The 13879-nt window shown below is 42.8% G+C and carries 9 protein-coding genes; 4 read left to right on the top strand and 5 right to left on the bottom strand.

What is annotated here, in order from left to right; all coding sequences use genetic code 11:
* Positions 1-60: 60 nt before the first annotated feature.
* Positions 61-1818: a signal peptide peptidase SppA gene (gene sppA, locus DN752_RS20265; protein ID WP_112785657.1), complete on the top strand. Its 1758-nt coding sequence runs from the start codon at positions 61-63 to the stop codon at positions 1816-1818.
* A gap of 288 nt (positions 1819-2106) precedes the next feature.
* On the opposite strand, the gene DN752_RS20260 is transcribed toward sppA, so the two are convergent.
* The 5 genes from DN752_RS20260 to DN752_RS20240 form a co-directional block, all read right to left on the bottom strand.
* Positions 2107-3600, bottom strand: a complete 1494-nt coding sequence (locus DN752_RS20260) for a TolC family protein (protein ID WP_112785656.1) — start codon at positions 3598-3600, stop codon at positions 2107-2109.
* Positions 3600-6743, bottom strand: coding sequence for an efflux RND transporter permease subunit (locus DN752_RS20255; RefSeq protein ID WP_112785655.1), 3144 nt, complete (start codon positions 6741-6743; stop codon positions 3600-3602). Before DN752_RS20255 ends, DN752_RS20260 begins: the two co-directional genes overlap by 1 nt.
* Positions 6744-6779: 36 nt before the next feature.
* Positions 6780-7880 carry an efflux RND transporter periplasmic adaptor subunit gene (locus tag DN752_RS20250; RefSeq protein WP_245949544.1) on the bottom strand — a complete coding sequence of 367 codons (1101 nt, stop codon included), beginning with the start codon at positions 7878-7880 and terminating at the stop codon, positions 6780-6782.
* 720 nt (positions 7881-8600) lie between these two features.
* Positions 8601-8804, bottom strand: a complete 204-nt coding sequence (locus DN752_RS20245; protein WP_112785654.1) for a hypothetical protein — start codon at positions 8802-8804, stop codon at positions 8601-8603.
* Between the two features lie 5 nt (positions 8805-8809).
* Complete coding sequence (locus DN752_RS20240; protein ID WP_112785653.1) at positions 8810-9310, bottom strand: DUF4920 domain-containing protein; 501 nt, start codon at positions 9308-9310, stop codon at positions 8810-8812.
* A gap of 152 nt (positions 9311-9462) precedes the next feature.
* Between DN752_RS20240 and serA the strand changes: the two genes are divergently transcribed.
* The 3 genes from serA (at position 9463) to DN752_RS20225 (ending at position 13868) form a co-directional block, all read left to right on the top strand.
* Entirely contained in the window at positions 9463-11355 is a 1893-nt protein-coding gene (gene serA / locus DN752_RS20235; protein ID WP_112785652.1) for a phosphoglycerate dehydrogenase, read from the top strand.
* A gap of 775 nt (positions 11356-12130) precedes the next feature.
* Entirely contained in the window at positions 12131-13057 is a 927-nt protein-coding gene (locus DN752_RS20230) for a universal stress protein (protein WP_112785651.1), read from the top strand.
* Between the two features lie 262 nt (positions 13058-13319).
* Positions 13320-13868: an RNA polymerase sigma factor gene (locus DN752_RS20225; protein ID WP_112786634.1), complete on the top strand. Its 549-nt coding sequence runs from the start codon at positions 13320-13322 to the stop codon at positions 13866-13868.
* Positions 13869-13879: the final 11 nt, after the last annotated feature.

Here is a 13879-nt window from a genome sequence, read left to right as displayed (position 1 = left end):
AAACTATACAGAAATAAGAAAAAAGACGTATTTTCGAGCTAATCAAATATTAAGTAGAGTATGAAATTTTTAAGCAATGTTCTGGCGGTAATCGTGGGGTTGATGATATTCTCACTCATCGGTTTCTTTCTGGTTGCCGGGCTGATCACATTGTCCACTGCAGAAGAGCAAGTCACTATTCAGGACAACACCGTTCTCCATATCGACCTGGAAAACGTCATGTTAGTGGAAAGGACTGCCGAGGACAATATCGACCTCTCCTCGTTTGGACCTATCCCTGCAGCTCATCAGATAGGATTGACAAATGTCAAAAAGGCCATCCGAACAGCGAAAGAAAACGAGAATATAAAAGGAATATACCTGCAGGCGGGGACGGTAATGGCGAATCCAGCAGCCCTGACAGAACTTAGAAATGAACTGTTGGACTTCAAGGAGTCTGGAAAATTCATCATTTCGTATTCAGAACTATACAGTGAAGGAGGTTATTTTCTCTCTTCCGCAGCAAGTGAAACCTATCTTAATCCAATGGGAGGTCTTGAATTCAATGGCCTGTCTTCCGAAACCCTGTTTTTCAAAGGTTTATTGGAGAAACTGGAGATTGAGCCTGTTATCTTTCGGGTAGGTGAGTATAAAAGTGCAGTGGAGCCTTTCATCCTCGACCAAATGAGTGATGCCAACAGGAGACAAACCGAGTCATTCCTTGGCGACATGAACAATTACATGGTCCGACAAGTAGCAGAAAGCCGAGCTTTGGATTACGAAGAATTGAAAAACGTCAATGATCAAATGCTCGTGCGAGAACCCCAAGATGCTGCCGATTTGGGTTTGGTCGATGGTATTTGGTACGATGACCAGGTCAAAGACCTATTAAGGGAAAAACTCGAACTGGAAGCAGATGCTGAAATCCCCACCATCAATATTACGGGCATCAATAAAACCGCGAAGACTAAAAACCTGACCGCCAGGAACCGGATTGCAGTGATAGTAGCAGAAGGAGAGATTGTCAGTGGAGAAGTAGAAGGCACCATCAGTTCAGAGGTATTTGCCAAGGAAATAAAAAAAGCAAGGCTAGACGATGACATCAAAGCCATCGTGCTCAGGGTAAATTCCCCAGGAGGCTCAGTGCTCGCCTCTGAAGTTATCTGGAGAGAAATGAACGAAGCCAAAAAAGTAAAACCGGTAATCGCATCCATGTCCTCTTTGGCCGCTTCTGGTGGTTATTACATCTCTGCACCAGCGGACACCATCGTTGCTCAGCCCAATACCATCACCGGATCAATTGGGATTTTCGGAATGTGGTTCAATGCAGAAGGCCTGCTCAACAACAAACTGGGCATCACCACCGATGTGGCCAAAACGGGTGAGTTTTCGGACTTTATGAACCCTACACGTCAGCTGAGCGAAGTGGAGAAAAACATCATCCAAAACCAGATCGAGGAAGGCTATGACACTTTTATCACTAGAGTGGCCGATGGCAGGAAAATGAGCAAAGAAGCAGTGAAAGAAGTAGCTTCAGGAAGAGTCTGGAGTGGACTCCAAGCCAAAGAAAACGGGCTGGTAGACATCCTTGGCGGGCTGGATGATGCGATCCAAATCGCTGCAGAAAAATCAGGCATCGAGGACGAATACCGTGTCCTCTATTACCCTAAACAAAAAACCATTCTGGAACAAATCATGACGGAATTGGGCACTGATATCGAAGCCCGCTATATGCACTATCGATTTGGCGAAACTTATCAATTGCTCCAAAAAATTGAAAATATCCAGCAGATGAAAGGCATCAAAGCTCGATTGCCATTTGATGTAGTGATCAAATAGTCTTTTGGTCACCATAATCCGGGTTAAACCCGGAATATGCATTAGCCTATCTGTTGCGACCTTAAACTGCTTCAAAATCAGCCGTTTCACTTTAGTTTTCGGCATCACCGTAGCGGTGCTACGCTAATGCCTCCAAACTAACTGATTTTCTTGCAATTTCAGCTCTCACTACGATTCCTAACGCATAATCCGGGTTAAGTTATCACTCCACTTTCTATCAAAAAAAAGCTGTTGCATCAGAAGTGCAACAGCTTTTTTTTGCTCTATATTATTTACTGGGGCTAACCTTTACTGAACATCGTCTTCTTCCTGAGCTTGATCAGTAGCTACTGCCAGTTCTTCTGGTGCACTCATCGAACCGCCAAGTGCACGATAAAGTTTCACAATGCTCTGCAGCTTTTCAGTCTTTAAGGCCACATAATCCAATTCTGCTTGGAGAGCCCTGTTTTGGGAGTTGATCACATCAAGGTAATTGGCATAGCCAACGGAAAACATGGTATTTGCATTGGATATAGACCTTCTCAACACCAGCACCTCATCGGTTTTCAATGCCAACTGTTCATCAAGGGTACTGTATACATTGACCATATCAAGTACTTCCAAATAGGCTTTGAGAACGGTTTGTTCATAATCCAAAAAGGCAATTCGTTGGGAGGCTTTGGCTTGCTCAAAAGCCACTTTTATCTGACTGCGATTGAAGATGGGGGCCACTAATCCGGCACCTGCTTCATAAAAGGTAGATGCAGGGCTTAGCAACAGCTTACTCATTTCAAAAGCATTGAAACCAGCTGACCCAAATAACCTCAAAGAAGGGAAGAAAGCAGCCCTGGCTACATGCACATCTGCCTTGCTGGCCTCTAACTCATATTCTGACTGCCTGACATCTGGCCGACGCTGCAACAAATCAGCCGGTACGCCAATTTCCAACACCTCTGGCATAAACTCCACTTGGGATAAAGTGGTGCGATTCAAGCCTCCTTCATAACTTCCCAACAAAGCCATTAACGCCAATTCCGAAGAACGCAGCTCCCTTTCTTTTTGGATGAGCAGTGAATTGGAGTTCAGCAATTGTGCTTCAAACTGGTCCACTGCCAGTTGCGTTTCTTTGCCGGCTTCTTTTAGGTCCTTTGATAGCTGAAAGGCAGTTTCCTGGTGAGATATGTTTTTCCTAAGAATAATGATCTCTTCATCAAGCCCTACGATTCTATAGTAAATCTTAGCGACATTGGCTATCAACTGGGTTTTTACCAAATTGGCTGCTTGCTGGGACTTCAACCAACGCGCCACTGTTGCCTTTTTACGCTGTTTGAATTTTCCCCAAATATCCAATTCCCAAGAAAATTCTGCTCCCACCATGAAGTTCTTGTAAGGATCGGGAATATGCTGGTCTTCGGTGAGGTTTTCCGAAAAATTAGTATCATAGTTGCCCACACCATCCATGGTATAGTCACCAAACTTCTTTTGGCTCGCTCCTGCTACGCCATTTACGCTAGGAAGCCAACCGCGTTTTCCTGCCAACATCTGTGCATTGGCTATTTCTATCCTCTCCAAGGTCTTCCGCACATCCTGATTATGTTCCAATGCATTGGATATTAACCGCTTCAGCTTCTGATCTTCAAAAAACATCCGCCAATTTTCGCTTGCCAAGTTAGCAGAGGAATCACGTTTCACCCCATAAGCCACGGGCAATTCCAGCGGTGGGTTTTGGACCACTTCCCCTGTTTTACATCCCCAGGCCAACAAGGCTAACAGTGCACTACCGATGATATATCTTTTATTCATTATGCTTTTGCTACTTCGTCTTTTGATTTGTTTTTGAAATGCGTGGACAGGGACTCAAAGACCACATATAATCCGGGGATAAGGAAAATCCCTACCAGTGTTCCGATAAGCATCCCTCCTGCCGCAGCAGTACCGATAGTCCTGTTACCAATAGCTCCTGCCCCAGAGGCGATGGTCAACGGAATCAAACCACAAATAAAGGCAAATGAGGTCATCAAAATAGGCCTTAAGCGCTCCACACCGCCGTTTATTGCTGATTGCAGAATACCCACTCCCCTGCTTCGGTTTTGAATGGCAATTTCAATGATCAGAATCGCATTTTTGCCTAAGAGGCCTATCAGCATCACCAAGGACACCTGGGCATAGATATTGTTTTCCAGTCCGGTAAGCTTCAGCAGTAAAAAGGCACCGAAGACACCTGCTGGTAGTGACAAAATCACGGGCAGTGGCAGTAAGTAGCTCTCATATTGGGCTGCCAAAAGCAAATACACAAACACCAAACAAATCGCAAAAATGTAGATCGCTTGGTTACCAGATTCAATCTGCTCCCGTGTCATCCCAGACCAGTTGATATCAAACCCTCTTGGCAAAAACTCCAAGGCCGTAGCCTCTACTGCTTGGATAGCATCACCACTACTGTATCCTTCGGCCGGTTCGCCATTGATCATGGCAGAGGTAAACATATTGTACCTTGTGAGCTGCTCTGGCCCATACACTCGTTCCAAGGTTACGAAATTGGAATAAGGCACCATATCTCCTCTTGAACTTTTGGCGTACATCCTGAGAAGAGATTCAGGATTGGTCCGGTATTCGGGAGCCGCCTGAATCATGACCTTGTACATCTGACCGAACCGGATAAAATTGGAAGCATAAAAACTCCCGATAAAACTCTGCAAGGTCTGCATGGCATCATCCACAGATACACCCAGTCTCGAAGCTTTATCATGATCTACATGAAGAATATATTGAGGAAAATTAGGGTTAAAGTTAGTAAATACCCCATTCAATTCAGGCTTGTCGTTCAGGGCTTTGACAAAATCCTCGGTGGTCTTGGCCGTAATGCTGAGCGGCCCACCCGACTTATCCATCAACCGCAATTCGAAACCACTGGCATTACCAAAACCAGGTACACTGGGAGGGGGAAAAAACTGTATCTCCGCTCCGGTGATATGGCTCACCCTGTCCTGATATTCCTTTATTAATTCATTTACACTTTTATCCCGATCTCCCCAAGAGACCAGGTTAATCATCCCCATACCATAAGATGCACCAGCCGTCTCTGTCAGTAGACTATAACCTGCTAATGTCGAGATCGTTTCCACCTCATCCAGTGGCAATAGAGCCCCCTGAACATCATCCAAGATTACCTTGGTCCGCTCCACGGTCGCTCCCGGAGGCGTAGTCACATTGACATAGATCATTCCCTGATCTTCTGTAGGGATAAAGCCTGTCGGCAGAATATTACTGATCCCAATAGTAGCAATGATAAACAAGCCAAGCAGGCCAAAAGTAACCGTCCTTCTCCCTACGATCTTCTTCAGGACATTGGCATACCTACCCGAAAGTTGTTCATACCTGTGATTAAACCCATCAAAAAACTTCTGCACGAAGCCTTTGGATTTTTCTTCATCATGGCGAGGTGGTTTCAGTAACATTCCACAAAGTGCAGGGGAAAGGGTCAAGGCATTCACCCCAGATATCACAATGGCGATGGCCAAGGTCAACGAAAATTGTCTATAGAAAATCCCCACTGGACCAGTCATAAAGCCCACAGGAATAAATACTGCAGACATCACCATGGTAATAGCGATAATGGCACCGCCTATTTCCTTCATCGCAGCGATCGTCGCATCTTTTGCGTTCATCTTATCCTCGTGCATTTTTACGTGCACTGCTTCCACCACCACGATGGCATTATCCACCACAATACCAATGGCCAGCACCAACGCAAACAGGGTCAGCAGGTTGATGGAGAAGCCAAATAGTTCCATAAAGAAGAATGTACCAATCAGCGAAACCGGCACGGCAATGGCAGGAATCAGCGTAGACCTAAAGTCCTGTAAGAATATAAATACAACAATAGAAACCAATAAAAATGCTTCAATGAGGGTTTTGATCACTCCGACAATGGAAGCATCCAAGAACCGCGAAACATCATAAGAAATATTATAGGACATGCCAGGAGGAAATGAACTATCCTGTAGTTCCGACATCTTCGCTTTGATAGCACCGATGACTTCACGGGCATTTGATCCCGGCCGTTGCTTGATCATTATGGAAGCAGAAGGACTACCGTCCGTAATGGACACCATGTTATAATCCTCGGAATCAAACTCCACCTCTGCCACATCTTTTATCCTAAGCAAGGAGCCGCCGGGCATGGCTTTGATGGTTATGTTTTCATAGTCTTCCTCCTCGCTGAATTTTCCAGTGTACCGTAGGACATACTGAAGCATCTGTGGGTCCTTATCAGAACTGATTCCTGACTTACCAGGGGCAGCTTCCACGTTTTGGGCCCTGATGGCATCTATGATATCTTGAGGGGATATATCGTAAGCCACCATTCTATCAGGGTTCATCCAGATCCGCATGGCATAATCCCTTGACCCCATGATCTCGGCAAATCCAACTCCATCAATCCGCTTCAATTCCCTCAGGATATTGATATCGGCAAAGTTGTACACGAACTTTTCATCTTGGGTCGAATCGGAGCTCATCAGATTGAGATACAGCAGCATACTGTTGACCTCTTTCTCGGTCATCACACCCGCCCTGATCACCTCTTCAGGAAGCTCATCCACCACAGTGGACACTCTATTTTGTACGTTTACAGCCGCTTGATCTGGATCCGTTCCCACTTTGAAGACCACGGTGATCACTGTCATACCGTCATTGGTATTTACGGAGTTCATATAGATCATGCCGGGCACGCCATTAATGGCCCTTTCTAGTGGGGTGGCCACGGCCTTGGCAAGTACCTCCGCATTGGCACCAGTATACTGCGCCGTCACTGTAACCGATGGAGGAACGATCTCGGGAAACTGTGTGACCGGTAAAGATGTTAAGGACAACATGCCGACCAAGGTGATGATCACCGAAATGACCGTAGACAGGATCGGCCGTTTGATAAATATTTCAAACATAGCTTACTTCAGAAATAAATGGTGGTTCAATAAAAATTATAGAGAATGATAAAGGGTGTCGTAGGCTTCTTCTTCAGATACGCCAACAGGATTGACGACTGCGCCATCCTTGATTTGTTGGATACCCTCATAAACAATCATATCACCATCCTTGAAGCTGTCCGCCACATAAAACAATCCAAACCGCTTGATCGGCCTAAAGCTCCTTACCTGTACTTTATTCTCTTTGTCAAGGACATATACATAGGTATAGTCTTGGATTTCAAAACATGATTTTTGTGGGATCAAAAACACATCGTTCATCTCGTTGGTCATCTGGATCTTCCCACTGGCGCCATGTTTGATCAAGCCGTCCGGGTTGGGAAACCTCACTCTAAATGCAATGGAACCTGTACCCTTTTCAAAATCCGCTTCCATCGTCTCCAGTTTGCCCTTGTAGGGATAAGCCTGACCATCAGACAAAATCAATGTCAACTCCTTTTCCAGTACCTCTTCTTCACCAGATTCCATTTTTTTACGCATGTACCGGAGATACTCATTTTCATTTACTTTGTAATATGCAAAAATCTCTGAGATATCTGTTATGTGCGTCATCAGCTCACCGGTGGTAACCAGACTACCCGTCTTAAAAGGAATACGATCTACGATACCATCAAATGGCGCTTTGATCGTGGTATATGAAAGTCCTGTTTGGGCATTATTGAGCATGGAAGTAGCTTGCATAATGCCTGATTCAGCCATTTCAAGTTTGGCTTGAGCCAGCTCAAGTTCAGAAGAGGTAATGATATTTTTGTCCACTAAGGTCTGTAGCCGCTCCACTTCAAGCTTGGCTGCTTGGGCTTCAGCCTTTGCCTGCATCAATCTTGCTTGGTTACTATTGACCATTTCCTGCAGCTCAGCCGAGCTGAGTTTAAAAAGAGATTGCCCTTTTCTGACGTATTGTCCTTCATCCACATAGATTTCATCGACAAACCCCTCTACTTTTGCGCGGACTTCCACAAACTGGACCGCCTGGATATCGCAAATGTAGGTTTGTGGCACTTCGATATTCTTATGGATCAATTTCATGGTAGGGATATCCAAGGGCTTATTTCTTTTAAATTCCCTTGAATTGCCTTCATTACAGCTGAATAGCATTGGAAAACAAACCAAAGTCATCAGCATGGCCATAAATTGGCCAAAAGAAATTCGTTGCATTGACAGTACTTTCATAAAGGGTGTAGAATTATTAAGTAGTAGATATATTCATTATGGGGGTCCGAAAACAAACCAAACCATTCCCTTTCACCGGATAATGTCCGGATAGAGGCAAGCTAAGGTAATTTTGGTGATTGTTATCAGACAAAGAATTCAGTTAATCCCTAACCCTCTGGGTACTGGAAGTGAAATTTGTGAGCGGTATTGGCCCATTTTTTAGGGTGCGCATTTCACAGTAATCCAGTAAGCCAATCAGAAGTGCATGTATGGTTTAGTGCAGTTCCAAATAATTAATTGGACATTCACTTTTAAGGAATTAAATGAACGTTTATAAAACTAAAAGCAAACAAAACGAAAATTTGTACTTTTTCCAAGCAGCCCGTTTGGTCACTTTCAATATCGTGTCTTGCAAAAATATATTTTTTGCAATCCGACGGTTATTTTATTACACGATCGGTAATAATTTTATCTCAAAGTTTCAACAATAACTCAAAAGCCACAAATACTATTCCAAAAGCAATCCATTTCACAATATGTAATCATTAAAAATAGTCCAAAAAAACTTAAAATTCGATTAACTCAAATCCCTATAACGGAAGCTTCTGTAAAAAATCGCTAGTTCAATATTCTGGCAGTTTTATAAAAAATGCTAGGGTTCCGTCACCGGACTTCGTCCAAATCATAATCCTTCCCGATCCCCCACCTAAGCAGTTCTTCGAGCTCATAAATCTCCAATGTATCTAAGTCTTTTACCTGAAAATTATCCCTTCCAATTCTTTCCAAAACTTCCAAATGGCGATTTTCACCATAGTTGGTCAGGTAGTATATCCGTCCCACTCTCAAATTATCCAATGCTATTGCCATCGTTATTATATTTTAGGCAGAATAAGCACCCCTGTTGCCACAAAGGTGTACTCTTCTTTTGGTTCATTAATTTTATCAATCTCTTCTGGAGAAGCTCCCCCATCTGCTGCGTAATGTTTGAGTGTTTTCACATCTGTCACCACTTTGACAGCCTTTCCTTCCAAAACCACCGGATAGCCATGGGCATTTTTGGGCACAAAAAAACCATAATTCTTGAACGTTACACGCATAGGTTCGCCATTGGGCAAGTTTAAGGTAAGCCAGCACCCTTTTTTGACACATACCTCTTGGATCGTACCACTTATTTTTCCTTCAACTTCCTCCTGCGTGGTCAAGGCCTCTAACATCTTAGACAAAGGAATCATTCCCTCGACTTTAAACTCCTCTCCATAATTACCTGGAACGGTATCTTTTTGTGTTAATTGAGGGGTCTTTTCGGCAGCTTCGCAAGTGAATTTTGCAAAAGACAAAAAAACGATCAACAACAGGTAGAAGTGATTTTTCATGGCTATCTCGTTTATTTCGGTGATTTCACAAATTAACAAACTAAATGCTAAAAATCATTTGAAAATTTTTAAAAGTATTTTTGGCAACAAACATTCGTATAATTTAATAAAATACTAAATTTACGGCCAAATCATTAAAAGTTCACCACAAAATGACCATTGATAAAAAGTTTATCATCGATTTTGACAGCACATTCACTCAAGTAGAGGCATTGGATATTTTGGGAGAGATCAGCTTAAGAAATGATCCCAAAAGAGATGAAAAATTACAGGCCATAAAGGACATTACCGATCTGGGCATGGAAGGGAAATTAAACCTCCGCGAAAGTTTAGTAAGACGTATCGAAATCCTGAAGGCAAACAAGTCGCAAATTGCCGAGCTTATCGATGCACTTAACCAAAAAGTGTCCAAGTCCTTCCAACGCAACCGGGAGTTCTTTCAGGAAAATGCAGACAATATCTATATCCTGTCCAATGGCTTTAAGGACTTTATCACACCAGTGGTAGCAGCCTATGGTCTTAAGGAAGAAAATGTCTTTGCCAATGATTTCATCTATGATGGAGAGGGCAATATTGTAGACCTGAACAAGGACAACCTACTCTCCAACAACAACGGAAAGCCTGCCACCATCAAAAGTCTAAAATTAGAAGGAGATGTTTACGTCATTGGCGATGGCTATACCGACTATGAAATAAAGGCTTCTGGCCTGGCCAATAAATTTTACGCATTTACTGAAAATATCAATAGACCTAAGGTTTCATCAAAAGCGGACCATATTGCCCCAAGTTTGGATGAAATTTTGTATGTTAATAAAATGAACAAAAAATTCAGCTATCCAAAGAGCCGTATCAATGTGCTCCTACTGGAAAATGTCCACCCTATCGGCGTGGAGATCATGAAACAGGAAGGCTACAATGTAGAAGTAGTAGGCTCTGCAATGTCGGAAGAAGAATTGTGCGAGAAAATCAAAAACGTCTCCATAATAGGTATCCGATCAAAAACCCAGATCACTAAAAAAGTACTGGATCACGCCAACAGACTGATGGCCATAGGAGCTTTCTGTATCGGCACCAACCAAATAGACTTGGAAACTTGTCAGGAAAAAGGCGTGGCCGTTTTTAATGCGCCATTTAGCAACACCCGCTCTGTCGTAGAGCTGGCCATTTCAGAAATCATCTTCCTGATGCGCAACCTTCATGACAAAACCATGAAAATGCACCAAGGAATATGGAACAAGTCAGCTTCTGGGAGTTTTGAGGTAAGGGGAAAAAAACTTGGCATCATAGGATACGGTAATATCGGTGCTCAACTTTCTGTGTTGGCAGAAAGCATGGGCATGAATGTATTTTACTATGATGTGGTAGAAAGACTGGCTCTTGGCAACGCCACCAAGATCGACTCTTTGGATGAACTCTTGGAAACCTGCGACATCATTTCCCTTCACGTGGATGGAAGAAAAGAGAACAAAAACATCCTCAACAAGGAAAAAATCGCCAAAATCAAGAAAGGTGCTATCCTTGTCAACCTCAGCAGAGGACACGTAGTGGAAGTACCGGCCCTTAAAGAAGCCTTGGAAAACGGCCATTTGGCTGGTGCAGCAGTAGATGTATTCCCATCTGAACCCAAGAACAATGACGAGCCGTTTGAATCCGAACTGAAAGGCTGCCCCAACACCATCCTGACACCTCATATCGGTGGCAGTACGCTGGAGGCACAAGAAAATATTGCGCAATTTGTACCAGGTAAAATCATCGAATACATCAATTCGGGAAACACCTTCAACAGTGTCAATTTCCCGAACATCCAACTACCCTTCCTGAAGGATGCGCATCGATTGATCCATATTCATCAAAACGCACCTGGCGTAATGGCAAAAATAAATCAAGTTCTTGCCAATTATAAAATCAATATTGTCGGCCAATACCTCAAAACAAACGAAAAAATTGGCTATGTCATCACGGACATTGACAAACAGTACTCCAATGATGTGATCGATGCCCTTAAAGAAATTGAAGGCACCATCCGATTCAGGATTTTATATTAATGAAAACCATGCTGCTTTCTTTGCCTGAGGTTAAGGAAAGCAGCTATTTTAAAAACATAAATAACCACAACAATCGAAAAGAGGGTAAATGATTTACATTGCTCTCTTTTTTTGTTGATAAGCATTAAGGAGCTATGGAAGGGAAATATATAAAAAGTAAAGCCCGGGCCTTGGAGTGTTACAAAACCTCTTTATAGACAAGATTTGAGCTGCCCGAATTTCGCAACCTTCCACTGTTATCCTGCTTCCGAAGAAACGAGGTCCGCCGTGGCGGATGAGGCCTGGTTTTGAAAAAAGGCTTCACTCGGCATTTTCCTTAATTGTGAAGTTTGAACATGTCTGCAGCCCGAGCCTCTGCAAATATACAAATTTGATCCGGGAATGATAAATTATCTTTCAATATCTAAAAAAACACAATAATACACTTACAATCAATTAGTTATATTATTACACCATCTTAACAATAACCAAACAAAGAACTGTATATTGACCTTACAACCAAAATACACACCAACATAAACCACTACTTACAATATATCGCAACATCCTACTACTTCGATCTGGATGTACCGAAATAAAAAAGGCTATCGTCAAAAAATCACCAACTTAAACAGTTGAACAAGGAATCCTTGGTAAATTTTAAACAATAATCTTATATTCGGTGATAAGTTGGCAAGTCTCTGGCGTTGTCTTAATTTTACCATATATTAACTTTTAACTGCTTTTACGGTATAAAAAACTATCTCGTAGGACATCAAAATTAGCTGCTTAGGAAATGTATCAAATCAAAAAACTCATCGTTTGCTTGGACCTATCCGAAATGGACGTCACGTTGGTTAAATTCGCATCCTTTATCGCGCAGATCAACCACACCAAAAAGATCTATTTCACCAATGTCATCCGTAATCTTCAAATCCCCAAGGATATCTTAAAAGAGTTTCCTAACCTCGTGGAAAACATGGTGGATGAGAGAAAAGGGCAAATGAGAACAGTCGTCGACGAGCATTTTTCTAAGAAGCAAGATACAGAACTATCTTACGTGGTCAAGGAAGGGCAATTGTCAAAGAAAATATTAAAACTAGCTCATGAAAAGTCCGCGGACATGATCTTGGTAGGTAGAAAGACCACCCTGCCAGGCAGCGGCGTGGTTTCCCAACGATTGGCTCGACGGGCATCCTGCTCACTCACTATCGTCCCGGAAACCATCACTTCTCCAAAAATCGACAAATTACTGGTACCCATAGACTTCTCCGACTATTCAAAGGACGCTTTAGAAGAAGCCATAATGATAGCAGAAAAAAATGGTGGCAACGTGGACATTATCTGCCAAAACGTATTCTCTGTCCCGTCAGGCTACCACCTTACTGGCAAGAGCTATGATGAATTTGCCGAAGTCATGAAGGTAAATGCCGAAGTAAACTACAAAAAGTTTATTCGAAAAATCGACACCAAAAACTTAACTATTACACCCGTCTACACCGTGGACAACAATGATGACCCCGTAGAGGATATTATCCTCAAAGCAGAAGAACTCCAAGTGGATGGGATCGTCATCGGTGCCAAAGGACGGACAGCTGCGACGGCCCTTTTCATCGGAAGCATTGCCGAACGCTTGATCCAGTTGAATGAAAAATACCCTTTGGTCGTCACTAGGCCGAAAGGAAAAAATGCCGGCATTTTGGATTATATCTTGGAGATCTAGTCACCACCTCTTTACTAAATGGTGACTAACCACGGAATATGCTTTAATCAAGGTATACAAGAGCCAAAGGCGTGATTGCTTGTTGGCTCTTTTGCTTTGTGAAAATTAGCTTTTGGCCAATGTTTTACTAACCAAAGAGTATACTAAAAAAACAGAGAACACCACACTGTCCCTAACTCATAATCAATTAACTACCTTACTCGCTTCATTTTTTCTTGTGATGCCATTAAACTTATGGGTATCTTATCAGTCTAAGCAGGAAATGAATCCATTGGACGACGCATCATTATTGGCACTGATAAAAGCCCCCAACACGAGGGAAGAGGGGTATCGACTGCTTGTAACCTACTACCAAAAGCGCATTTATAGCGTCATAAGGAAGATGGTGATCATTCACGAAGATGCAGACGATATCACTCAGAACACCTTCATTCGTGCATTTAGGTTTATCGACAAGTTCAAGGCCGACTCAACCCTGTTTACATGGCTTTACAGGATTGCGGTCAACGAAAGTCTCAATTTCCTGAATAAAAAGAAAAAACGCCAATTCCTGACGCTTGAAGACCATGAAAATAAAATGGTCAAGTACTTGGACAATTCCCCACATATTGAGGGAGACGACATTCAGTTATTGCTTCAAAAGCTACTCTTGAAACTTCCTGAAAAGCAACGACTGGTCTTCAATATGAAGTATTATGAGGATATGAGCTATGAACAAATGAGCGAAATCACGCAAACATCTGTGGGGGCATTAAAAGCCAGCTATCACCATGCCGTGAAAAAAATCGAAAATCAAATCAATGGCGACTAAACCTTTTCCAG

The organism is Echinicola strongylocentroti, assembly GCF_003260975.1.
Taxonomy (GTDB): Bacteria; Bacteroidota; Bacteroidia; order Cytophagales; family Cyclobacteriaceae; genus Echinicola; species Echinicola strongylocentroti.
The sequence above is the reverse complement of the archived record's forward strand: the minus strand, read 5'-3'. Positions and strand labels throughout refer to the sequence as shown.